14 protein-coding genes are annotated in these 24,194 nt (G+C 61.8%); 3 read left to right on the top strand and 11 right to left on the bottom strand.

Annotation, left to right across the window (positions count from 1 at the left end):
* Positions 1–55 precede the first annotated feature (55 nt).
* Positions 56–1,144 carry a DNA-methyltransferase gene (locus tag BISA_RS10330; protein ID WP_202806967.1) on the top strand — a complete coding sequence of 363 codons (1,089 nt, stop codon included), beginning with the start codon at positions 56–58 and terminating at the stop codon, positions 1,142–1,144.
* Here the strand turns inward: BISA_RS10330 and BISA_RS10325 are convergent.
* On the bottom strand, positions 1,125–1,817 hold the full coding sequence (locus BISA_RS10325) for a hypothetical protein (RefSeq protein WP_051917530.1): 693 nt from the start codon (positions 1,815–1,817) through the stop codon (positions 1,125–1,127). The two genes, BISA_RS10330 and BISA_RS10325, sit on opposite strands and share 20 nt — an antisense overlap.
* A 513-nt stretch (positions 1,818–2,330) precedes the next feature.
* Here BISA_RS10325 and BISA_RS10320 point away from each other — a divergent pair.
* Positions 2,331–3,032 carry a hypothetical protein gene (locus BISA_RS10320; RefSeq protein WP_152597235.1) on the top strand — a complete coding sequence of 234 codons (702 nt, stop codon included), beginning with the start codon at positions 2,331–2,333 and terminating at the stop codon, positions 3,030–3,032.
* Between the two features lie 45 nt (positions 3,033–3,077).
* Here the strand turns inward: BISA_RS10320 and BISA_RS10315 are convergent, their stop codons facing one another.
* From BISA_RS10315 to BISA_RS12660, 7 genes are all read right to left on the bottom strand, one after another.
* On the bottom strand, positions 3,078–3,398 hold the full coding sequence (locus BISA_RS10315) for a HigA family addiction module antitoxin (protein WP_033891818.1): 321 nt from the start codon (positions 3,396–3,398) through the stop codon (positions 3,078–3,080).
* 138 nt (positions 3,399–3,536) lie between these two features.
* Complete coding sequence (locus tag BISA_RS10310) at positions 3,537–6,497, bottom strand: CAP domain-containing protein (protein WP_033891816.1); 2,961 nt, start codon at positions 6,495–6,497, stop codon at positions 3,537–3,539.
* A 266-nt stretch (positions 6,498–6,763) separates the two neighbouring features.
* Positions 6,764–7,381 (bottom strand): hypothetical protein, encoded by a 618-nt coding sequence (locus BISA_RS12070; RefSeq protein WP_156099604.1) that lies wholly within the window; start codon positions 7,379–7,381, stop codon positions 6,764–6,766.
* Positions 7,382–7,695: 314 nt separating this feature from the next.
* Positions 7,696–8,589, bottom strand: coding sequence for a hypothetical protein (locus BISA_RS10300; protein ID WP_237746142.1), 894 nt, complete (start codon positions 8,587–8,589; stop codon positions 7,696–7,698).
* A 19-nt stretch (positions 8,590–8,608) separates the two neighbouring features.
* Positions 8,609–9,544, bottom strand: a complete 936-nt coding sequence (locus BISA_RS10295; protein ID WP_237746141.1) for a hypothetical protein — start codon at positions 9,542–9,544, stop codon at positions 8,609–8,611.
* Positions 9,541–10,503 carry a class C sortase gene (locus tag BISA_RS10290; protein ID WP_033891815.1) on the bottom strand — a complete coding sequence of 321 codons (963 nt, stop codon included), beginning with the start codon at positions 10,501–10,503 and terminating at the stop codon, positions 9,541–9,543. Before BISA_RS10290 ends, BISA_RS10295 begins: the two co-directional genes overlap by 4 nt.
* Complete coding sequence (locus BISA_RS12660) at positions 10,503–15,803, bottom strand: InlB B-repeat-containing protein (protein WP_237746140.1); 5,301 nt, start codon at positions 15,801–15,803, stop codon at positions 10,503–10,505. The genes BISA_RS10290 and BISA_RS12660 overlap by 1 nt, the downstream gene beginning before the upstream one ends.
* A gap of 225 nt (positions 15,804–16,028) precedes the next feature.
* On the opposite strand from BISA_RS12660, the gene BISA_RS12960 reads away from it, so the two are divergent.
* The gene (locus BISA_RS12960; protein WP_156099603.1) at positions 16,029–16,409 is read left to right on the top strand and encodes a hypothetical protein; all 381 of its coding nucleotides are present in this window, start codon (positions 16,029–16,031) and stop codon (positions 16,407–16,409) included.
* A gap of 351 nt (positions 16,410–16,760) precedes the next feature.
* Here BISA_RS12960 and BISA_RS10280 read toward each other — a convergent pair whose 3' ends face one another.
* The 3 genes from BISA_RS10280 to BISA_RS10270 form a co-directional block, all read right to left on the bottom strand.
* On the bottom strand, positions 16,761–18,527 hold the full coding sequence (locus BISA_RS10280) for a SpaA isopeptide-forming pilin-related protein (RefSeq protein WP_033891814.1): 1,767 nt from the start codon (positions 18,525–18,527) through the stop codon (positions 16,761–16,763).
* 233 nt (positions 18,528–18,760) lie between these two features.
* Positions 18,761–22,774, bottom strand: a complete 4,014-nt coding sequence (locus tag BISA_RS10275) for an LPXTG cell wall anchor domain-containing protein (RefSeq protein ID WP_081890113.1) — start codon at positions 22,772–22,774, stop codon at positions 18,761–18,763.
* Positions 22,775–23,131: 357 nt separating this feature from the next.
* On the bottom strand, positions 23,132–24,124 hold the full coding sequence (locus BISA_RS10270; RefSeq protein ID WP_237746145.1) for a colicin transporter: 993 nt from the start codon (positions 24,122–24,124) through the stop codon (positions 23,132–23,134).
* Positions 24,125–24,194 lie beyond the last annotated feature (70 nt).

The following is a 24,194-nucleotide window of genomic DNA, read 5'->3' as shown; positions in this document are numbered from 1 at the left end:
TGCATTGACGTCTTTTAGTGATACAATGACGTCTAGACGTCGTCGAGGAGGTAAAGTGCAGAAGCCGGGACAGGTCCGAGATGCCATCGCAAGCGTATTGGAGCAGTCGGAGACTCCGCTGACCGTCGCTGAAGTGGAGCGGCGCGTCATCGAATCCTTTGGTGAGCCGATTGAATCATCCAGTATTCGTTCATCATTGCGCCTTCAGGCTAAGAAGACGGACAGTGGCATTGTTCGCGTATCGCGTGGGTTATATGCCATGAGCAGTCGGCCAACGCATAGATTCGAATACGGGAAGGCGACTCTCGTTCAAGGTGATGCATTCGCGGTAATGGCATCCCTCGGAGAAGCCTCGATACATGCCATAGTGACGGACCCTCCCTATGGGCTTGTCGAATACAAGAAGAGTCAGGTATCAAAACTGCGTGAGGGACGAGGAGGCGTTTGGCGTATTCCACCATCTTTTGACGGAGCGAAGAGAAGTCCCCTCCCTCGTTTTACGACGCTGACGAATGCCGACCGCGAGAAAATCGTTGAGTTCTTCAACCGATTCGGTGAACAATGCCTCCGCGTGCTCGTTCCCGGAGCAAATGTCGTCGTGGCCACTAATCCGCTTGTGAGCCATTTGGTAGCCGGAGCCTTGGAATCTGCCGGATTGGAGCCGCGAGGACAGCTTGTACGATTGGTTCAGACCATGAGGGGAGGTGACCGTCCGAAAGGATTCGAGTCCGAGTACCCGGATGTGAGCGTGATGCCTCGCTCGCAGTTTGAACCTTGGGTAATCATGCGAAAACCGATGGGTGAAACGACGGGCCGCAACCTTGCCGAATACGGCACCGGCGGCTGGCGTCGCATAGACGACGCCCACCCATTTGGGGACGTCATCAAGTCGGCCCCGACTCGCAAGGAAGAGCGAGCCATAGCGAATCACCCTTCCTTGAAGCCGCAGAAACTGATGAGGCAAATAGTCAGAGGCGCATTGCCCCTAGGGAAAGGCACGGTGCTCGACCCCTTCGCAGGCTCGGGTTCCACATTGGCTGCGGCCGAAGCATTGGGGTATTCAAGTCTGGGAATTGAACGAGACCCCGAATACTACGATCTTGCCTGCAATGCGATTCCCAGACTTACAGCATTGGAAGATTAAGGGTACGCCTTGCCCATGTTTTGCCCCGCAGCTCGTTGGTGAGGTAAACCCAATTAAGCCTGTAAGAAGACAACCCCTCCGCGGAGAGCGTGGCCGTCCTCGTGCCTCGCTCCCCGCGCTCATTGTGTCTGTAGTCATCCTCGGTTACGTGACCAAGAAAAATACCGGTAAAAGTAAGAGGGAGCCTATCCGCAATCGGCACCCCCGGGTCGTCTCGTCGCTCGTCAACCTGATAGACGAATGTGCAGAGATCCTGTTCTCTTGCACTATGCATATCAACAGCAGCTCCGGTGTTTCTGGTGGCCTTCATCTCAACCCCATCTTCGGCTTCGGCCACGAGGTTGTTCTGATAGATGCCGGTTCGGATAAGATCGGGATGCCCATTCGGAAGAGTGTTGACCACGAGTTCGCGCGAATGCTTCGCCATGGTGCTGTTAAGCAGGTTTGAGAGGACATTGGAGAGCGCCTGAAGCTGAAGCATATCCTCGAATCGTCCCCAACCACGTTCAACACTCATAGCATTCAGATCACCCATGAACTCATAGATGTCGGTCATAGTATTGGCAAAATCCGCTTTTCTGAGGTTGTACCTGCTCACACACGGATTGTCAGCAAGACATGGATTGAAGAACGAGTCGTTAACTTCCGCAACTTGAACACTGATATTGGACATGGTCACCTCTGGCTTTGGCCTATCACGACAACCATCTAATGATACCGTCCAGAGGTCAGTATCCTTGAAACTCTTCTCGAAATAAACAAACTCTCAGCTGTATGTCAATTCTGGTTTAACAGAGCCAAAAATGAATGCCAATCGGTCATGTAAAAACTCTTATTGCGCCTCCGGCGGAATCCGGAAAGAAAAATGGAAACCCTAAGAAATACCAATACTGGAAACTATACTTTAATTAGTTTCTTGTGTTGGAATGGAGTTCATATATTGAAACGCATCAAGACTGCTTTGCCCCTATTCTGTAGCCTCTGTGCGACATTTATTTCATGCATAGTTGGAGCTGTTTACTGGTGGTCTTCAACGGATTATACGGATATAGTCCTAGCGTCGCTGTTGGCGGGCGCGGGGGCATGCGCCGCATACTGGCTTATTGATTGTCTGGCCGGTGGGCGTGGAATGACCATATGGCTCGTCGTTGCGGACCTCATTTTTTCATGGGATATAGGCGTAGCCATGGCGTCAACCTTATATAAAGGAAAAGATACCGCATACGGGAATATGGGCATGATCCTGTGGTCGGCGTCAGTGACAGTCGCTAGCGGTATTTGTGTCTACAATGCGGCGATAAGGCAGCGTGGGATGCGTGCGATTAACATATCCAGGGCTGTTATGTGCTGGTTTCTCACCATGACGTCGGCAGCGGGACTTGGATTGATGGAGGGAAAATTAAGTGTTGCAATAAGGATGATTGCCATAGTGTCTCTGTGGGCATGCCTGCGTTTATCCACGCGTGCGATCCTTACGGGCGGAAAAGGGAGATTCTTTGAGGATTCCATGGCAATTGCCAAATGGAGAGAAGAACTAGTCGGGAGCTATTTCATATCCGAAGATGAGGCGCAAACCGTATCATTCGACAATGCGCTTGAATGGAGTCCTGCCGTACGGCGTGCACTGAAAAACAGGATTGAACAACGTCCGGCGTATAGGGAAACAGAAATTAAAAACGTCGTTCTAGGCGCGTTCGGACTGGTTCCTGCATGGGCAGCGGTGGAGGCATTCACATTTTTGAACGGTGCAGGCATGGCGGTGACATTGTTCTTATCAATGCTTCTTGGGTTAAGCTGCATGTCTGCGCAATACTTCAGTGATCGATATTGGGATCGTTTGCAATGGTGCAAGGAAGAGATTGAGGCGGAAAGTGACAGACTTAAATGAACGTCGAGTACTTTGAGACGCATAATGTAGCGGAGGATTGAACATTTAAGAGTTCTGCTCGATACCATCGGTCAGCATGCTGGTGATGCGTTCGAGTTCGCTGACGTTGTCGGCATCGTAGTTGGCGACGTCCCATCTGGTTTGCAGGTCGAGCCAGTATTCGGGTGTGTTTCCTAGGGTTTTGGCGAGTTTGAACGCGGCCTGCGTGGTGATGCGCTTGTTGCCGTGGACGAGGTCGCTGACGAACACCTGGGGCACGCGCATGGCTTTGGCGAGTCGGTACATGCTTATCCGGTTGGGTTCCAGCCAGTCGTGGAGGAGGATGTCTCCGGGCATGCGTGCGGCGGGTTCGTCCAATGCGGTCATGATGCTCCTAGCTCGAGGCAAATACTTATGTTCCATGATACTAATGCGTTGCAGAAATACGGGTTCGCCCCGTCCGTCACCGACTCCCTTGAAGCGGAAAGCGGCGACGGACGGGGCGAAGAGCGGTGAGGTGGAGGACTATTCTTCGAGCTTCCAATCCTCGGCGTGCCTGACCGTGTGGATTCGGGTGAGCACGCAGCCCGCGCCCGCCACCGCTAGCAGTGCGGCCAGGGTGAGGATGGTGGTCGTGTCCGAACCGGTGGAGGAAAGACCGTCAACGCCTCCGGCCAGCTTGCGCTTGGCCGCGTCGGCATCCTTCCGGGCCTGATCCGCCTTCTGCTGGGCCGTCTCCTGCTTCTTCTCCTCCTCCTCGGCCTTCGCCTGTGCTTCCGCTTCGGCCTTCTTGGCTGCCGTCAGCTCGGCGTCGGCCTGATCCTTGTCCTTCTTGGCCGCATCGTACGTGGCTTTAGCGGTCTCGTACTTGGCGGCGGCCTCCTGCTTGGCCGTGTCGGCGGCGGCCAGAGCCTTCTTGGCGTTCTCCAGGTCGGTGGTGGCTTGGGCGAGGCGATCGGGAGCCGCCTCGTACCAGGCGATCGTGTTCTCCGCGTCCGACTTCGCCTTCACGGCCTTGTCGTACGTGGCCTTCGCCACATCATACGCCTGCTGGGCCTTGTCGAGCTTGGCCTTCGCTGCGGCGACCGCCTCCCGGGCCGTGTTCACGGTCTGGTCGGACACGGACTTCGCCGTCAAAGCATCCTGCTTGGATGCTTCGGCCTTCGCCTTGGCATCCTTCGCCGCCTGCAGATCCTTCGCGGCCTGGGCCTTCACGGCCTGCGCGTCCGTGATCTCGGATTCCGCGGCCGTCTTATCGGCCTGGGCCTGCGTGATGTTCGCGCCGGCCGTGTCGACGGCCTGCTGCGCATCCTCCACGGCCTTGCCGGCCGCATCCAGTTTCGCCTGCGCATCCGACCGGGCGTTCACCGCCGTATCGACCGCGGATTGCGCATCCGCGGTATCCTGCTTCGCGGCCGCGTACGCGCTGTTGGCCGTATCCTGCTCCTTGCGGGCCTGCTCCAACGCCTGGGCCTTGTCGCCCTGGGCCTTGACGGCCTCATCGTACGCGGCCTGCGCATCCTTCGCGGCCTGCGCCAACCGGTCAGCCTTCTCCTGCGCGGCCTTGGCCTCGGCGGCCGCCTTCTGGGCGGCGGTCTTCGCCTCGGCCAGCTTGTCGGCGGCGGCCTGCGCGTCCTTCAACGCCTGCTCGGATTTCGCCAACGCATCCCGGTAGTTGCCGTCGGCGTTCGTCAGGGAATCACGGTAGGCGGTCAGATCATTGAGATACTCGTCCACGCCCATGGTTCGGCCGAAGCCGAGCTGGACTCGGGTGTTCCCGTCGGTCGGGTAGGCGCTCACGTAGGAGCCCTTCGCGTATTCGAGCGCGTGCACGTTCGAACCGTATCCCACACCGCCGTTCTGGCTGAAGCCGAAACCACCTACCGTCCAGTTCGGATTGACGATGTTCGTGTAATGACCGGTCTGGCAGTAGATGACGCCACCCATCTTGGTGGGATAGGGGCATGCGGACGGATCGTTGAGCGTCCACTTGCCCTGCTGGTAGGCCTCGTAGTTGGCCTTCTCCTGCGTGTACCAACCCTGATAGGGGCTGTCCTTGTACCCCCAAGCCAGGTTCTCGGAGGATCCGAACTGGAGCGGATGCTCCACGTTGCCGGTCGCGTAGTCGGCGTCGGCCATACCGATGGCCATCAACGTGTCGGACACCTGCACCGGCTGCAACCCCTCCTTGACGCGCAGCTCGTTCGCCTCCTGCAGATACTTGACCGCGGTGATCATGTTGTCCAGGCTCGTCGCATCCTTCTCGTCACCGACCTTCACATACGACAGGTAATGAGTCACCGCCGGGTCGGTCAGCACCCGGACCGCATCTGCGGCACCCTTGTCGCCGAAGTAGGCGACCGCACCCTGGCTGAGCTTCGACTGGGCCTCATCCGCCAACTGTTTCGCGGCATCGGCCTTCGCCTTCAGATCGGCTGCGGTCTGCTGCTTCGTGGCCGCGTCCGCGCTGGTCGCGTTCACCGTGTCGTTCGCGGCCTTGGCTGCGGCGTCGGCCTTAGCCTGCGCCGTCTTCGCGTCTTCGGCGGCCTGCTGCGCGGCCTTCAACTGGGCCGCCAGATCGGATAGGCCGCCATCCTCCTTGGACAGCTGCTCGACCTTCGCATCCGCTTTCTCCTTCGCGGCCTTCGCATCCGCTTCGGCCTGCTTGGCCGCCGCCAGCCTGGCCTGCGCATCCTTGACGGCCTGGTCGGCGACGGTCCGATCCCCGTTCGCGGTCTGCTGTACGGCCTTCGCGTCAGCCAGAGCCTTCTCGGCCGCGGTCTTATCCTGCTGGGCCTGGGCCAATGCCTTGTTCGCATTATCGGCCTTCTTCTGGGCGGATGACGCATCCGTATCCGCCTGATCGGACTTCGCCTGCGCATCCGACTCGGCCTTCACGGCGGTGTCGATGTCCTTCTGCGCCGCATCGGCCTCGTTCTGATGCTGCGCGGACTCCGTCTGCGCCTGCTGCAGCGTGGATCCGGCCGTGGTCTTCTCCGCTTGGGCGTCGTTCCTGTCCGTTTCGGCCTGCTTCATCGCATCCGTGGACTGCTGGATCGCGGTCTGCGCATCCTTGACGGCCTGCTGCGCGGCATCGATCCTGGCCGGAGCGTCATCCGCATCCTGCTGGGCGTCATCCATGGCCTTCTGCGCCGTATCAACCGTGTTCTGCGCGTTCGTCTGAGCCTGCGCGGCCTGCTGCTGCGCGGACTGCGCCGCATCCAGATTCTGCTTCGCCGAATCTAAGGCGGCCGCGGCCGCATCCGCCTTCGCCTTGGCCTCCGTCACACCGGACGGCGCAGCCTGCGAAGCGGCCTGAACGCTCTCCGACGCCGTCTGCACGGCCTCGCTGGCCTGGCTGATCGCCTGATTCGCCGCATCCGACTGCGAGGACGCAGTCTCATCAGCCATAGCCACAGCCGGTGCTGCCAACGTGGCCAGCACGGCAGCGGAAGCAACCGTACCCTTCATGATTCCGTTTGACATGATTAATCCTCTTTCCTCTGTCTGGATTGCACTTGCCATCCAAGATGTTGCAGCCTTCGATTGCTGCAACCCTTTGATCGCAAATCCAATAGTAATGCTATGTATTACTAATATCAAGTATTAGTAATACATAGCATGTCGATATTTCTTCAGGTCAGCGAGCAGACCGTTGCTCAACTCACGTCATCAAACCCCGATAACGACGCCATCAGCGTGATGAACTTAATCGTAATTGCGAATATCAAGAAGGGAATATTTTTTCCCTTCTACTGCTTTGCTTGGTTTTTCTGTTGTGGTGTGGTGCCTTTCGTGTTTCCGTTGCCGTTGTAGGTGAGTGGGTATGCGGTTTTGAAGCTCACATCGTCCAACAGGTTGCCAAAGTTGTAGGCTCTGGCTCCTACGCTTTCGAACGTGAATGTGGTTGTGTCGCTGGTGGCGATGTAGGTTCCCTGGTAGGTGGCCCATTGTCCGGCGTGGTCGCGTGAATCTGTGCTGTTGGTGGCGTGGGTGAGGATTGTTTCACTGGTTTCGCCGACCTTGTCGCCTGCCTTGTTGGACGTGATGCGGGTCATGGGGACGGTTTTCCTGGACCCGTCTTTTGCGATCATGACCACGCGCATGCTGTCGTTGTTTCGAGTGTCGAGGCTCGTATGCTTGAGACTCACCGTGTAGGCGGCTCCCGGCGTGGTTGCGATTTTCTGGTAGATCGCGGTGTCGGCCTGGTTGGCGCAGAGTTCCGCGTAGATGTTCCCGTCCAGATCGTATTGGAGTTCCACCTCGTTGGCTTTGCGTTGAGCGTTGGTCGAGGTGGGGTCGTCGGTTTCCGTACTGTCCAGCCGAATTTGGTTTTGTCGAAGCTGCCGTTGATTTTCCGCCATTTCCATGCGGCGTTTATGAGGTCGAGGTATTGGCCGCTGTTGCGTTCGACTCCGGTCCAATCCTGGCCGATGGTCAGATCCTTCGTGTGCGCGAAGTTGAACGCCTTGGCTCCCGGGTATTCGAAGTCCCCGTTGATGATATGTTCCGATCCGGTCGTCGTGTCGGCGGCGGATACCGTCATCGGGGTTGGTGACGGTATCGCGTCCGCCGTGTTGTTCGAGCATGCGGCCAAGGGGACGAGCATGCCCAGGATCGCGATCAGGGCGGGGATTCTACGAACACCTGCGGGGGGGGGTGATGGTTTTCATGGTTGTTCCTTTCATTTGTTTTCCTGTGGTGTGCTGCCGTTCGTGCTCCCGTTGCCCTGGTAGTCGAGCGGGTAGGCTTCCTCGAAGCTGATGTCGTCCAACAGGTTGCCGGTGTCCTTGTTGTAGCTGGTGACGTTTTCGAACGTGAACACGGTCACATCGCTGGTGGCGATGTACGTGCCCTCGTAGGTGGCCCATTGCCCATGGTGGTTGCGGTTCGTGATGCCGTCCGTGTTGGTGGCGTGCGTGGCGATCGTGGTGGAGGTTTCGCCTATCTTGTCGCCTGCCTTGTTGGATGTGGTACGGGTCATGGAGACGGGCTGCAAATCGTTTTCGGGGCCGATGAGCACGCGCATGGAATCCAGGTATGAGGCTGATTGGCTCGTATGCTTCAACCGCACCCGGTAGGCGACGCCCGGCGTGGTGCCGATCTTCTGGTAGATCGCGGTGCCCGACTGGCTTGCCGCGAGTTCCGCGTACGTGTTGCCGTCCAGGTCGAGTTGGAGTTCCACGACCCCCGCATGGTGGGCGATCTCGTTCGGATTATTGGTCTGGGTGCTTGTCCACGCGAATCTGGTTTTGTCGAATCCGGGGATGCTCTTCCATGTCTGCCTGCCCAGGGTGCTGGGGTAGGCGAGGCGCTGGCCGGCAGCCGGGTCGATGAACGTGAAATCCGTGGGGTCTCCGGTGCCGTTCGGCCGTGACATCACCTGCGCGGCCATGTATTCGAAGTCGCCGTTGACCAGATGGTCCGGATACGTGGTGGAGGCGGTCGAGACGGCATTGGGATAGGTCATGGTTGTGGCGGCCTGGCTGGCGGATGATGCTCCGCACCCAGCCAATGATGCGATCAGGACGGTGACGCCGAGCAGGGCCATCGCCTTTTTTCGGTTTGATGTCTTCATGATGCTTCGCTCTCCTTGTCTACTTGCTGCCGGGTGTCTGGGTGAGGGTGCCGCCGTTCGCGTCGTAGTTGAGCGGGTAGGCTTTCTCGAACACGATGTTGTCGACCAGGTTGCCGCTGTTGTTACTGCTGCTGGATTTGTTGAGGAACGTGAACCGGGTGACCTGCTGACCGGCCGGGATCGTCACCTGGCCTTCATAGGTCTCCCATTGGCCTTTGTGGTTGCGGGCCGAGCATATGACTCCGTCAGAATGGCATCCCTGTGGCTGGTTGGAGACCGTGGTGGCGATGACGTCGCTGGTCTCGCCGGTCTGGTCGCCGTTCCCGTTCGAACTGGTGCGGGTCATGGGCACGGCTTGCTCCTCGCCGGGTTTGCCGACGAGCACCTGCATCTTGTCCAGCCAGGTGCGGCTGATGCTCGCATGGTCGAGCCTCACACGGTAGACGACCGGAGTGTCACTGGCCGTATTAATGTCCTGGTAGATGGCGGTGCCCGCCTGCGCGGCGGTGATCTCCGCGTAGATGTTATTGGTGTCGTCCTCCTTTTGGAGTTCGACCGCGCCGGCACGTTGTTCGGCGCTGGCGCCTTTCACCTGAGTGCTCGCCCATGCGAACCGGTTGTTGTCCCAATCAGTGACCTTCCACGACCAGTGGTTGTTGTTGGAGGATACGTAGGATGCTCCCGTGGCCGGGTCGATGCTGGTCCAGTTGCCCAGGCCGGGTTCCTGCTGGCCGCCGGTCAGCTGCCGCCATGTGTAGGCTTCGAAATCCCCGTTGACGATGTGATCCGGCAACGTGGCGTTCGCGATGGTCGACGCGTTCATTGGGGTTTGCGCGCTCATGCCCGTCGTGCCGGCGGACGCGCATGCCGTCAACGGGATGAGCGTGAGAACGACGGTCAGGAGCGCCACCCCCCTACGTATCGCGTCGGGGGTGGTTTCGGTGTGTTTCATCATTGGTTTCCTTTCCTTTGATAGCCGATATGCATGCCGGTCGGCTCCCGTCTCACGGCGAGGGGGATGCCGACGGCGAGGATGGTCAGGCCGGCGGTGATGCCCGTGATCATGGCGTTCAGCCGGTCGCGGGGTTCCATGCCGGGGTCCATGTGGCTGGGATCGTCGTCGCGTATCCCGTTGACGATGAGCCGCATCGTGTTTCCCGCTCCCGTGCAGGTCAGCAGGGTCGCCATATCCCGGTTCTTCCGGATGCGCAGCGCACGGGTCTGGTCGGGGCGGATCACCTGTTTCGACGTGACCCGGTAGGCGAGCGTGTGCCCCATGACGCGGATGTAGAACCTGTCGTCCGGTTTCAGTTCGCCCAACCGGGTGAACAGGGTCGCCGTTTTCAGGTTCGAATGCCCGGTGATCACGGTGCGCGTGTTGTTCCCGCCGACCGGCAGCGACGTGCCGGGCAGGTGGCCGGCCGCATGCTCCAACACCTGCTGGCCGGCGCCGTGCATGATGGGCATGTCCACGCCGATCACGGGGATGAGCAGCTCGCCCATCGCATCCAACCCGTTCACGGACAGTTGACGCTGGTATTCCGCGTCGCCCTGGAAGCCGCCGGCGGTTTTCCCGTCGAACACGGGTTCGCCGATGATCGGCTGGCCGGACTCGTAGAGGCGTCGATTCCAGGCGACCGCTTGCTCGACGGCCGACTCCCTGGATGCTTCGGGGAACATGCTTGCGGTCTCCGTGACCGCTCTGGCGTGCGCCTCCACCTCCCGTTGCCCCCACATCTGGATCAGATACGGGGCCATGGTGAGCAATGATCCCAGGATCAGGCAGAGGATCGCGGCCAGGGCGGTGAGCCGGTAGCGCCGGTGCAGGCGGCGCAGCAGCATGTCGTGCGCCGCCTGCATGCGGGCCGGACGGACGATCAGATCCGCCCAACCCTCCATCATCATCGTGGTCATCAGGCCGCGTGCCTTCCACCCGTGTTCGGCGTGTGCCTTCCGTTGCGTCGGCGCGAAGCCGTGGCATGCAGCCGCATGAGCGGGGTGAGGGCTCCGAGCATGAGGATCAGGCCCATGCCGGTGATCCACAATCCGATGGTCGGTATCCTCACCCGGCCGCCCGTGTAGGGCAGGGTGGTGAGCTCGGGTGTCCACTGCGCGTACACGGTGACGGTGCCTTCGGCTGGCAGGTTCACCTGCCCTTCGCCCGGCTGCAGCAGATCCGTATCATCGGCGGGCGTCTTTTCGAGGCTCCAGCCGGTGAACCGGAATCCGGGCCTCGTCACCTTCCCCTTCCCGTAGTCGGCGGGGATGGTGAGCGTGGTGAGCGCGTCGCCGGTCAGATCCTCCAATCCGATGCCCACGCCGCCGTTCGGGTCGAAGTGGAGCGTGGTGGTGTTGATCGTCCACTGCGCGTACAGGACGTGCGTGTTCGCGGGAACGGCCTTCTCGTCGGCGGTGAGCGTGTAATCCGCGTTCTCGCCGATTTGCGTGCCCTTGCCGTCCGCGCTCGTGTTCCAGCCGGTGAACGTGTATCCGGTCCGCTGGTAGGGGTTCGCGATCGTGGTCACCGTCTGGTCCACGACCCCGTCGACGGTCTTCGCGTCCCCGCTGCCGCCGTTGGGCTGGTAGACGAGGTGCGCGGGGTTGGCCTTCCATACCGGATAGTAGGGGGTTTCGCCGGGCGTCAGGATCAGTTTCGTGCCCGGTGGCACGATCGCATCCGGACTCGTGGGGTTTCCGGCCTCGCATTTGGTGGTCCAGCCCTGGAACGTGTAGCCGGCCCGGGTGAACCCGTTCTCGGCGAGCTGCACGCTCTGGCCGGTCACGCCCGTCGTGTCGGGCGTGCCGCCGTCGACGCCGGTTGTGGGGCATGGCTTGTAGACGATGCTTGCGGGGTCGGCCTGCCAGATCGCGTACAGCACGTTGTTCGCGGGCTGCATCACGTAGTCGGCGTTCTCCTTGTAGCCGGTCCCGTCGCCATCCTTGCCGGTGTCCCAGCGGACGAACGAGTATCCGTCACGTGTGAATCCGTTGCTTCGCGTGGTGATGGTCTGACCGGTAACACCGTTCTGAGGTTGGGTGTCACCACTGGTGGCACCGTTGCCGTCATACGTGAGGGTCTGTTTCATCGCGGTCCATTGTGCGTACAGGGTCGCATGGCCCTTCAGCGTCCAATCCGCACCCTCGGCCACCTTCGTGCCCTTGCCGTCCGCGCTCGTGTTCCAGCCGGTGAACGTCCAGCCATCGCGAGTGAACCCGTTGGCCTGGACCTTGACCTTCTCATCCGTCCTGCCGGTCTGGGCGGCGGTGCCGCCACCGGTCGCCCCGTTGCCGTCGTAGGAAAGCGACGCTTCGCCGGCCGACCATTGCGCGTACAGGGTGAGCGTGCCCGACGCGTTCCACGTGGTGCCCGGCGCGTACGAATCGCCCTTGCCGTCCGGGCTCGTGTTCCAGCCGGTGAACGTGTACCCGTCGGTCGTCCAGCCGATCGCGCCGATGCTCGGCGTGTCACCGGTCACGCCGGTCCAGTCCGGGGTTCCCTCGCCGTTCGCCGTGTTGCCGGCCGGCGGGTTCGCCTCGTAGTGGATGCCGGCCGGGTTCGCCGTCCATTGGGCGAGCATGGTGACGGTGTCATCCGGGGTGGTGGTCAGGTTCGTGACCTGCTGGCCGTCCGTATACGAGTCCTTCGTGTCCTGGCGTTTCCAGCCGGCGAACGTCCAACCATCACGCGTGAACGCGTTCGCGGTGAGGTTCTGCGGCACGTCGAACGTGAACGGTTGGTCGCTCATGGTTCCGGTGCCGCCGTTCGGCTCGTAGTGCACGGTGTAGCCGATCGGCGTCCAATGCGCGTATATGGTCGTATCCGAGGTGAGTTTGGACGCGAAATCGTATTTCGTGTTCCCATCAACGCTCGTATACCAGCCGTCGAACCGGTAGCCGGGGATCCGGGTCGTCTCGCCCTCGCTCCAGCCGCTCGCGTTCGCCGCGGCCGTATCATAGGCGACCTCCTGCGGTTCCGGCGCCTTCGGCGCGGTCGTGCCGGTCGGGGCGTTCACGTCGTAGGTGAGGGTCGGGTCGATCGCCCACAACGCGTACACGGTCTTCGCGCGGGCCGGCATGGTGATCTCGGTCGCCTTATTCGCGTCCAATGTGGCACGATCCATGGTGTCCGTGACGGGAACGTCCTGGTCGTTCGCATCCGTGTTCGCCGACCATCCGTAGAACGTGCGATGATCCTTCGAGATCATGCTGGAATCCCAGCAGTCGGAGTCCTTCTCCATGGTCGCCAACGTGATTTTGGTGCCGGCCGGATAGTAGACCTGGCAGCCGGCCACCGTGTCGGTGGACGCGTCGATTGTCTCCACACGCACCGAACCATCCGAACGGGTGATGGTCCTTTGACGCGAGCCATCGGCTTGCTCGGTGGTCGAATCGTAGAGCGCCATGGGAGTCTCCGAAACGGACTTGCCGGCGATCGGCTTCACCGTGCCGACGGTCGTGGAGGCGGCGGGTTCGACCGAATCCGCCGTGGTGTGCGAAGGCAGCTTCCCCGTGCCCCCGTTCGCCTTGTAGGTGAGCACCTGGCTGCGGGTGACGGGCGCGCCGAACGTCATATGCACGCCGTCCGTACGGCCGGCCGGGTTCTTCAGATCATAGGAGAACGTGAACGACGCTCCGGTCCAGGTGGCGGCCAACCGGTGTTTCACCTGCTGTTCGCCGTTCAGATCGGACTCGTCAACCGACCGCGTGATGCCGGCCCAGCCGTTCGTCCCGTAGGCGGCCAATTCCGCATCCCGGGTCTTGTACGCGCCGTCGAACCCGCCGACCAGTTGCACGCCCTCGAACGCGAGATCCGGCTGCGCATCCCAGCCGTCCAGGTCGTTGAACCCGGTGACGCCATGGAACGAATCCGGTACGCTGGTGCCGTCCTCGTAGGTGAAGCTGACGGTCCACTGGCAGCCGACGCGCCGTGACATGTCGATGCCGCCCAGACTCCTGCGCACCTGGGCGGGCACGTCATCGTTCCGGTAGACGACGTTGATCCAGAACAGGCCGTCGCCCACGATCTTGTTGTTCGCGTCGAAACTGTTCAACTGGCCGATGTTGCCGCCGTTCCACTCCTTCAACGCAAGAGTCGCATTGATCCGGTGGCTCACGCCCTGCGGATCCGTCCACGAACCCACATCAGGCAGGGTGACGGACGCGCCCAGCCTGGTCGGCCAGTACAGGTTTCCGCCGCTTTCGTCCTTGGACGTCACCCAATCCGAATCGAACCGCGCATCCGCGAGCCTGGTCTTCGTCGTGTCGAGGATGAAATCACGATACTGGCCCGGAACATCCGTGGATTCGAGATCATAGACCGGAACCTTGCCGGTCGAATCGGCAGCGAGCCTCACGGTGCCATTGGTCTTCGCGTTCGCGGTTTCGACCATATCCGAATCCGTGTGCGACGGGACCTTGCCCGTACCTCCGTTGCCGTTGTAGGTGAGCACCTGGGTGCGGGTCACGGGAACGCCGAACGTGGTCTTCGCGTTGCCGTGGTAGCTCGCATCCATGTTGTAGCCGAACGTGAACGACGCTCCGGTCCACGTGGCGGCCAGACGATGCCTGACCTGGATCTCGCCGTCAAGGTTCGATTCGTCGCCCGCATCACGCTTGTAGCCCGCGTAGCCGTTCGTCCCGTAGGAGACCAATTCCGCGTCACGGGTCTTGTAGGCCCCGTCGAAACCGGAGAGCAGTTCCACTCCCTCGAACGGAATGCTCGGATTCGCGTCCTGCCCGTCGAGGTCGTTGAAACCGGTGACGCCCTTGAACGTGTCGGGTACCGGCGTGCCATCCGAGTAGGTGAACCTCACGGTCCAAGAATTGCCGGAACGCTTCGACGTGTCGACACCGCCCAACGCCTTCGTCACCTTGGAGGGGATGTCATCGGAACGCTGTTCGGCGAACAGCCAGAAATCATGACCGTTCCAATCGCCGACATAGCCGCCGTTCCATGAGGCGAGGCTGACGGTCGCGTCGATCGTGTGGGAGGCTCCCTGCGGATTCGTCCATGATCCCACGTTCGGGATGGTCAGGTACGCATCCCCGGTCAGCGGCCAGTACGCATCATGACCCTGATACGTGGTCTCCAGCCATTGGCCGGAAGCGAACTTCACGTCGCTGAGCTTGACCTTGGTGGTGTCGAGGATGAAATCACGATACTGGCCCGGAACATCCGACGTCTCCAGATCATAGGAGGGAACCTTCACGGTCTTGTCGGCGATCGGCTTCACGGTGCCGTTGGTCTTCGCGTTCGCGGACTTGAATGCGGCGGGTTGCGTGGAATCCGCCTTCGAGGAGGACGGGGTCTCGCCTTCACCGCCGTTGCCCTGATAGTTCAGCTTGTAGGCGGTCTTGAAGCTCACATCGTCCAGCAGGTTGCCTTTCACCTGGCTCCAGTCGGACAGGCTCTTGAACGTGAACCGGGTGGTGGTGGACGTGGCCACGTAGGTGCCCGTGTACGTCTCCCACTGGTCCGCGTGATCCAATGAATCCGTGTTCGTGGTCTTGGTGGTGATCGTGGTGCCGACCGGGCCGGTCGTATCCCCGTGCCCGTTCGACGTGACGCGTTCCGCCTCCTGCGCGGTCTCATGGCCGGGCTGGCCGATGAGCACCTGCATGCTGTCCGCATGCTCGCCGGTCAGGCTCGCGTGCTTCAGCGTCCACGTGTAGGCGACGCCCGGCGTGGTGGCAACATCCTGGTAGATCGCGGTGCCCGCCTGCGCGGCGGTCAGTTCCGCATACTGGTTTCCGTCATTGTCGACCTGGAGTTCCACGGCTCCCGCGGCACGCTGGTTGACGCCGCACCCCTGGTAGGAGCCGCTGGTCTGGCTGCTCGACCAGCCGAACCTCGACTTGTCGAATCCGCTGATCGGCTGCCATTGGTCGGTGACGCAGCCCGTATACCGTTTCCCGTCGGGCGTGATCGCCGTCCACACCGGGTTGTCGACGCCCTTGGCCGCGTCCGCCGGATATTCGAAGTCCCCATTGACCAGGTTCTCATGCCCCGCATCCGCCACGGCCACCGCGTTCGCCGGGAGGCTGGAGGAATCCTGGATGGTCTTCACCTTGCCCGTGGTCTCGGCGGATTCGCCGGTGGTCTTCGAGCTGATCCGGCTCGCGTCGCTCTTTGCGCCGCCGTTCGCATCGTAGTCGAGCTTGTAGGCGATGGTGAACGTCAGGTTGTCGATCAGGTTGCCCTTCGACGGGTCCACGTTGTTCAGGGCTTTGAAGCTGAACGTGCTGACGGGCGTGTTCGCGGGGATCGTGACCTGCCCCTCATAGGTCGCCCACTGGCCGTCGTGGTGGAAACGGTTGCCGTTCGTCGCGTGCGTGACGATGTCCGTGCCCCTCCAGCCGGTCGGATCGCCGGCCAGGTTGCTGGTGACGCGCGTCACCTCGACCGGCTTCCCGTTGACCAAAGCCTGCATCGAATCCGCATGCTCGCTGCTCAACGCGGCGTGGTCGAACCGGATCGTGTACACCGCGTCCGTATTGTTCCGCGTGTCGATCCTCTGCAGGATGCTCTTGTTGATTTCGCTGCCCACGATTTCCGCGTACGTGTTGCCGGTCGCGGAATCCCGCTGCAGTTCGACGCTGCCCTTATGGTCGGTCAGGCCGTTGCCCTGCGGCTGTCCTCCCTCCTGATCGGACGTCCACCCGAACCTGGAGGCGTTGAAACCGGTCCAGTCGCGCCATGCGCGCGCATCGTTGAACGTATCGTACATGTACTGGCCGTTGATCGGGTCGATGCTCGTGTACTTGCCGCCGCCGTCGCCCGCATGCGGGCTGATCGTATCCCAGCCGCCGTCGGCAGATAGTCGAAGCCCCCGTTCACCAGCGACCGCGGATACGCCACGGTCGAATCCGCGGTCGCGCGCGTGGCTGACACGGCCTGCGCGGCGGCCTCCCTCACCCGGCCCGTGAGCGTGTCGGCCATCTGTTTCACGGCCTGCAGGCTCGGCTCGTCCGCGTTCGCCGTGCCCGCGGCGATCATGCCGCCCGTCAGCAGGATCGCGACGGACGCGACTCCGGCGGCCAATCGTGTTAATGGTCTCCTCATTGCTTCTCCTTGAGAGATTCCCCTACAACAAACGGATGAAAAACGGGGTGCGGGGCTTTCCGAAACCCCTTCACGGAAACACCCGCACCCCTGGTGCGGATCCGCTGGATCAGGCGCGGATCCCGCCCGCGGCGGCCAGATCGCGACGATCCTTCAACGCCTTCACCGTGAGCGTGAGACCCGCACCCCACACGGGGGCGGATACGACGATCCAGAACATGGCGGCCAATGCGCCGCCGGTCTGCGGCAGTTGGGTGAGGTTGGCGATGTTCTTCACCTGCACCTCATCGTTGGATACCGTGCTGGTCAATCCGGGCTGGTCCTTGCCCTGGTAGGTGATGGTGCCCGCGTCGTCGATCGTGACCGTCAGGGACGGCATCGCCCAGGACGCGTACCCCTTCGGCGCCTTGGTTTCGGTGACCGTGTACGTGCCGGCCCCCAGGCCGGTGAATTCGATCAGGCCCTTGCCGGCCGCATCATCCGTGGAGTCGACCGTGCCATCCATGTTGGTGTCGCCGGTGACGAACGTGGTGGCCGTCTGCTGATCCTTGGCCTTCGACCATGCGCCGGTGGTCTTGTCCCGGGTCAGCCAGTCGCCGTCGCCGTCCTGGATCTGGAATCCGGCGCCGTTCAGATAGTTGGCCGTATCCGTCGCATTCGCGGCCTGCGGGGGGATGTTGACGGTGGATTCCGCGTCGGTCTTCGCCAGCGTGAACCCGTAGGATTCCACGTCCACCTTGTCATCCGAGTCGACGATCGTGTACTGGTTGCCGTCCTGGAACACGCCGTGCGACACGACCGTGTTCTCCGCCGGCTTCCCGTCCGCGTTCCCGCTGATGACGCTCTGGTAGGAGACGGTGATCTTCGCGCCGCCGTTCGACGCGATCAACGGGGTCAGATCCATCGCCCAACCGCCGGCCGGCACCGTGATATCCGGGTCGGCGGCCGTGCCATCCGCCTGAAGCATCGTATTGTCGCCCGGCAGTATGGTCGCGTTGTTCTGCGTGGAACCGTCATACAGGGTCACGGATTTCGTCACATCAGTGGAATCCTTCGCCAACACGACCTTCAGGCTGCCTTTCACATAGGTTTCGCCCGACGGCGTGTCGGTGAGCTTGAACTTGACGGCCGTGGTCGGGACCGTCGTATCGATCGTGTGCGTCACCGTGTCGCCCAGGGTGGCGGACGCCGGATCCGCGGTGTCGCCCTGCCTGACGACCTGCTTGCCGTCACGCTCCAGGACGACCTTCTTGTCCGTGTCCACGGACTTGGATTTGATGACGGCCACGCCCAAAGCACGATCCGCCTGATCCTTCATATGCTCGCCAGCACCCGCCTTCGTGCCGACGATCAAAGGCATGCCGGCCGAATCCGTGACGTAATACAATCCGGCCTCCGGCACCGTGACCTCCAGGGTCGCGTCATTGCCGGTCAGATCCGCGCCGCCCGTGATCGGCGAGGGTTTCTTGCCGGACGCGTTCAACGCGGCCTGGATGTTCGACAGTTGGCTGGTCTCATCCATGCGGATCGCGGCGATGTCGCCCGCGGAATCATAGCCCGCCACATCCCTGATGTCATCCGACGTGTCCGTCGTATACGCGTTCGCGATCCTGATCGCGTCCGCGGCCCACGCGTTCGACGCGTCCGAACCCGTGACGCCGAGCCCGCTGATCGTGCTCCCATCCAGTTCGACGCCCGTATACGAGCCGATCTGATAGACGTTGAACGTGTGACCCGCCAACGAGGCCCCATCCGCACCCTGCAGGGTGATCGTCTCCGAAGCCGCATACGCGCTGCCGGAAACGACTCCGATTCCCGTGAGCATCATGGCCGCCATGCAGGCCGTCGCCATGAGCCGTTTCGTACCGATAGGCATAATCCCTGTCTCCTTTCATTCCTGGATTTGAGGAAGGTGACGTGGAATGACAGTTCGTCACTTCCCTGTGCGTCCCGTTCAGAGGGGTCGAACCTCTTGGATCGTCGCCCGGATGCGGCAAAACGGGTCACCGCTGGTCCTCTCCGAGTGCATGAGCAAGGAGAGGACCAGCGGTGTCTGTTATGGCATCAAAATGCCGGAACGGCCCCGGGCCGAGGGCCCGGGGCTTGATGTCACTTGGCGGAATGCGCCGGCTGGCAGGATTCGGCCATGCCGCGACGCTGTGTCAGAACGAGGCCGACGCCACCTGCGACGAGCAGGGCGATGGCCGCGATCACGACCGGCAGGATGCCCGCACCGGTGGTGGACAGGAATCCGTTGACGCCGTTCCAGTCATCCGTGTTGGATTCGACCTTCGTGTCCTCGCAACGGGTCTGACCGTCGATGGTCACCTGCTTCAACCCGGTGGTCTCCCCGGCGGAACCGGTGGAATCATCGGACTGGCCGCCGAACGGGTTGGCGTCGGTGGCGGGGCAGGAGACGAGCGGGGTGCCGGTCACCTTGGCACGATCAGTATGGTTCGCGGAGGTGAACCCGGTGAGGGTGCCTTCCACGTCCACATGGTCGCCGGGCTTCAGCACGAGCGTGTCCCAGTTCGACGGGTACTTCAGGTCGGTGACGGTGCCGTCACCGACGATCGTCTGATCCGTGAGCTTCAGATCGGATGCCTTGAACCATGCGCCGTGACCATCCTCGTCCTTGGACGTGTTGGTGATGGTGAACACGATCACGTCACCGTCCTTGGCGCCCTTCAGCGCGTCCTTGGAATCGTCGCGGTCGCCGGCCGGGAAGCCGCTCTTCTTGTCCCACTTCTCGATATTCAGGCTCGGGGTGAGATCCGGGGTGCGGGTCCACACGATGTTGCTCACGAGGGCCTTGCCGTTGTAATGCTCGGTGAACACGTTCTCGTGACGGTCCGTGACCTTGACGCGCTTGACCTGCAGGTAGGCGCGCCATGCCTGCTCATGAGCGGTGTCCTTGGAGACGAGATCCAGATACGTCTGGGTGGCGGTGATCGTCACCTTGCCGGTCGTCTTGTCGAGCGTGGCGGTGAACAGGTCCCCGCCGAGCTTCGAGCTGTCGAAGCCGCTGCCGGCGATCCTTTCACCCTTCTTCGCGATCACGTTGCCATCCTGGTACAGGTCGCGTGCCGCGTAAACGGCCCACTGGCCGGTCAGCTCGTCGTACGCGGGATCCAACTGGTCGTCCACACCCCAGTTGGCGACCTGCTGGTAGGCGCGGTCGGCCGGGATGACGGAGCTGTCAAGCTGGTAGAGGAACGTGGAATCCAGGTAGATGCTCTTGCCATCCACGCTTTCGCCGCCGACCTTCACGGTCACATCCTTCACCGGGTTGATCGGCTTCAACGGATTGGACACCGTGTTGGTCTCCTTCTTCACGTTGTTGACGATCTGCGTGGCGGTGTTCTTCACCACGTAGCCGTCATCCACCTTTGAGACGGTGTAGGGGATGGTCAGCGTGTACTCCTGGCCGAGCAGCGACTGGTCGATGCTCGGGTCCTTGAGCGGATCGTAATCCTTGTCGGTCATCTCCGAGTAGGCCTTCAGATCGGCCGGCTGCGGGTCGCCCTTCACGGTCTCGCCGGTGGCGGGGATCTCCGTGTCCACGGTCCTGGCGAACGCGTACACGATTCCATCCTGCAACTGGATGTTGAAGGCCTTGGTGTAGTCCTTGCCGTCGGCTCCGATGATCTCGATCCTGGACGGGTCCACGGTCAGATACTTCTCGTCGTAGTCATCGACCGCGCCGAGCCTCCACACCTTGTACGCATTGTCTTTCCGCGTGGCGTCGATGCTGACCTTGTAGTAGCCGGTGTCACCGAGCAGCAGGGTCTTCCCATCGATCGAGATGGTCGGATCACCCTGTTCGGCGGACTGGGTGACGTCCTTCTTCGGGGTGAAGTCGGGCGGCAGGTTGAACACCTCGTTCGACGGGGTCAGTGAATTGTTCAACGTGAGCATCCACCTGTTGTTCACCTTGTGGTCGGTCGGGGCGTCCTCGGCCACGGTGCCCTCGAAACGGATCTGGATGCGCGGATTCGCGCCGGCCTTCCACTGGCCGATCAGATCCTGGTCGGTGACGGTCAGCTGGAAGAGGTGGTTCTCCTCATCCCACTTGGTCTCGTACTTCTTCTTGGACACGACCTTGCCGGTGGCGAGGTCCATCATCTCGACGGTCTGCTTGTCCGGCGTGAGGTACTGGTCGTACGTGTCGGTGAACACGACGTTCTTCACCAGGTAGGCGAGATCGGCCGGCAGGTTCGGCTGCGTGTCCAGCTGGTATTCGACCTTCTGGCCCGGATACACGGTCTTGCCGTCCACGGAATCCTGGTCACCGCCCTGCGAGGATTCGGCGACCACATCCTTCTCCACCTTCGGCACGTAGCCGCAGATCTTCGGCTCGTTGGTCGGCACGGTCTGGTCGTTCACCGTCTCGGCGCCCTTGTTCGTCAGGGCCTGGCCGGACTCATCCTTCGCGTCGGTCGGGTTCGTGCAGAACGTGAGCTCGTCACCCGGCTGCTTGCCGAAGTCCTCACGCACCTGCTCCGCGCCCTTGCCGTTGGCGAAGTTGGCGACGAACGGGACGATCACGGTCAACTGGATCGGACCGCTCATGCCCTTCAGCTTGGCCAGATAGGCCTTCTTCGCGCTGGCGGTCACGACCGTGCCGTTCTCCGTGATGTCGAAGCTCGAGGTGACGTCAAGCCCCTTGTTGGCGATGTCGGCGACGCTGGTCTTCGTCATATGCTTCACGGTCACGCCTTCGACGGTCTCGGTGGTATCCGGTTCGGCGGCCGCCGCATACACCTTGATATCGCCCTTGCGGTCGACCAGGTAATCGGCGTTCGTCCAATCATCCGTGATGGTCAGGCTCTTCGGAGCCTCCTTCAGACCACCGTCGACGGTCGCGTTGACCGCGCTGCCGACGATGTCGCCGTCAAGCAGCTTCACGTTGTCCGCGCCGGTGGCGTTGGTCTCGTCCGGATCGATGACGGCCTGCCACTTCCCATCCGAGTACTTGATCCAGCTCTTATCGGGATTCGGCTCCCAGGTCGGGAACTCATGCGAATCCACGTCACCCGTTCCCTTGTCGTTCCACGTGACCGACGGCGTATCCACGACCTTCGACGTGGAAGGCTGGGAGACGGTGATCGTCAGATGATACTCGAACGTGTGGGAGTCCGGCAGATCGCCGCCGTTCCACGTGGCCGTCGCCACATTATCCGGCGCGGCCTCGCCATCCTTCGTGTTGAACGTGAACTGGCCGCTCACATCCTTGTTGCCGTCGGTGGTGTCGATGACCTTCTGCCCGGTGACCGTGTACGCCATGCCGTTCGGATCGATCGTGTCGCTGATGGTCATCTTCGTGCCGAGACGACCGGTCCCGGTGGAGATCACCGTCTCGTTCGCCATCGAATCCGCGGAAGTGCCCTTCTCGATGGTCTTCGACGGCGGAGATGGCGGCTGCTCGCCCCGTGGCTCGTACTGGTTCAACGCGATCACGACGATGGAACCGGTGGACGCGTCGTTCTTGTAATCGGGAGCGTACGTGTCCGCGATCTTATCCACGTTCCAGCCGGCCTGATCGGTGAACTCCGTAGCCGTGGTATAGATTGAGCCGTTGTTGGAGAAATTCACGTTATCCACGACCTGATGCCAGTACTTCATCCACAGCTTGTGGGTCGCGCCGCCGATGCCGTTCCACGTGCGCGTGTTCGCGGCTCCGACCACGCCGACGCCGACCACACGGCACTGGCCCTGACCCTTCTGGTCAGGATGGGATTCGTCGAAACGAGCCAGGCAGTTGTCGTTCGCCTCGGTGGTGGCCTGCTCGATGAGCGTCTCGGCGTTGCCGCCCAGCGTATACCAGTCGAGCTTCACCGCGTTCTCCGTGGAATGCCAGTCCGAAGCCGGGCCGAACCCGCCGTTATCGTTGTCGGAATACTGCCACGTGATGTTGAAGTTTCCATCGGCGGTAACACCGCCGCCGCCGGCGTTGCCGCCGCCACCGCCCGCATACGCGGTCGCCGCGACCAATCCGCCGGATGCGAGCGTCGCCACTGCGGCCGCCGCGGCCAGCGTCCTGCGCACCCCGTTCCTTTTCCCGTTCACGGAAGCCGACGGTTCATGACTCCGCGACCCCAGTGCACCATTGTTGAACCCCATAGGTTCCTCCTGGTTGTTGATCAACAGGACGGGCCTCTCCCGCCCCTCGTTATCCTTCGGAACACCCCACGGCCCGCAGGCCGCGAGGGAATCCACGCCATACACCCCGACAGGGGCCGATAACCGGGCGATAACGACGGAGCCGGCCATGAAACAGGAAAAGGAGCCACGCAAGGAAGGACGCGTGAAAGCCGGGGATACAGGGAAGGGTGGCCGGCGAGAGTGACGACACCGTCCCGGAACGGAAAAACACCGGCCACTTCCCCCTCCACCCGCGCAGGAGCATGATAACGGGCATGAAAAAGGCCCCGCACCGTCAGAACGGTACGAGGCCGGAAGGAGGAAGATGGCGGCGGATCAGCCGATGCCGCATCGCCCAGTGACAGGATCGCATGCACCTACATATCCCGTGCAGCTGTTTCCACAGCCTTGAGCGGATCCATGATAGTTGGGGTCGGCATCCGGGAAACCGCCGATCGATCCACTGGAACCGGACGAGGACGAGGAGGAGCCGGAATACCGGTTCGAAGAGGTGCCGGAATACGAGTACCTGGACGAGGAGGAGGAAGAGGAACGCGACGCCTGCGCCTGCTGCGCGGCCTGGGCGGCCGCGGCTTCCGCAGCGGCCTGCGCATCCGCATCCGCCTTCGCCTGCACGGAATCGTTCACGGCCTTCATCGCATCCTCGATGCTCTTGCGAGCCTCGTCGATCCTGGCCGGATCGTTGCCACCCTTCAATCCGTTGCCCGCATCGATCGCCTTGGATAGATTGTCACGGGTCGCGTTGTCGGCGACCTTGCCATCACTGTCGGAGAGAAGCTGGGAGGCCTCCTCCAACTTCGAGGAGAGGTTCGATTTCGCGGTCTCCAACGTCTTCGCCGCCCTGGATTCGTTCACGGCCTTCACCGCCTTCGACAGCGACTTCGTATGGGATCCATACCATTCGGCCTGCGAGTCCAGCACGTCGGCGGCGGCATCCAGACCCTTCGCATCATCGGCGACGCAGCCCGAGTATTCCGGGGTCGTCGCCTTCAGCTCCTTGGCCAACGCGTCGACGGTCTTCGCGTCCTTCACCTGATTCGCCTTGACCGCGGACATGTCGGCGGCGTCCCCGTTGAGCAGCATGTTGTACTCGTTCGCCGATTCCCGCACCTTCTCCGAAGCCGTGGCGCAAGCCGCCTTCGCAATGTCCAGCTCATGATCAGACCATGCCCGGTAGCCGACGAAACCGGCACCCGCCAGTACGACCGCGCAGCCGGCCGCGATCGCGGGTATAAGCCACTTCGGCTTTTTCCCGCCGGACGATTCGGTGGAACCCGTCTCGGGTTCCGGTGGAATCACGGGCGGCATGGGAACCGTACCCGCATCATCGACCAGGCCGGCCTTCACAGGGTCAACGCTCTCATTCGACATGATCACT

The organism is Bifidobacterium saguini DSM 23967 (genome assembly GCF_000741715.1).
In the GTDB taxonomy this organism is placed as follows: domain Bacteria; phylum Actinomycetota; class Actinomycetes; order Actinomycetales; family Bifidobacteriaceae; genus Bifidobacterium; species Bifidobacterium saguini.
The sequence above is the reverse complement of the archived record's forward strand: the minus strand, read 5'-3'. Positions and strand labels throughout refer to the sequence as shown.

Coding starts and splice junctions, on each gene's coding strand:
- BISA_RS10325 (WP_051917530.1), bottom strand. CDS start 1,817: ATGTCCAATATCAGTGTTCAAGTTGCGGAAGTTAACGACTCGTTCTTC.
- BISA_RS10320 (WP_152597235.1), top strand. CDS start 2,331: ATGGCGTCAACCTTATATAAAGGAAAAGATACCGCATACGGGAATATG.
- BISA_RS10315 (WP_033891818.1), bottom strand. CDS start 3,398: ATGACCGCATTGGACGAACCCGCCGCACGCATGCCCGGAGACATCCTC.
- BISA_RS10310 (WP_033891816.1), bottom strand. CDS start 6,497: ATGTCAAACGGAATCATGAAGGGTACGGTTGCTTCCGCTGCCGTGCTG.
- BISA_RS12070 (WP_156099604.1), bottom strand. CDS start 7,381: ATGGAAATGGCGGAAAATCAACGGCAGCTTCGACAAAACCAAATTCGG.
- BISA_RS10300 (WP_237746142.1), bottom strand. CDS start 8,589: ATGAAGACATCAAACCGAAAAAAGGCGATGGCCCTGCTCGGCGTCACC.
- BISA_RS10295 (WP_237746141.1), bottom strand. CDS start 9,544: ATGATGAAACACACCGAAACCACCCCCGACGCGATACGTAGGGGGGTG.
- BISA_RS10290 (WP_033891815.1), bottom strand. CDS start 10,503: ATGACCACGATGATGATGGAGGGTTGGGCGGATCTGATCGTCCGTCCG.
- BISA_RS12960 (WP_156099603.1), top strand. CDS start 16,029: ATGCTCGCTGCTCAACGCGGCGTGGTCGAACCGGATCGTGTACACCGC.
- BISA_RS10280 (WP_033891814.1), bottom strand. CDS start 18,527: ATGCCTATCGGTACGAAACGGCTCATGGCGACGGCCTGCATGGCGGCC.
- BISA_RS10275 (WP_081890113.1), bottom strand. CDS start 22,774: ATGGGGTTCAACAATGGTGCACTGGGGTCGCGGAGTCATGAACCGTCG.
- BISA_RS10270 (WP_237746145.1), bottom strand. CDS start 24,124: ATGCCGCCCGTGATTCCACCGGAACCCGAGACGGGTTCCACCGAATCG.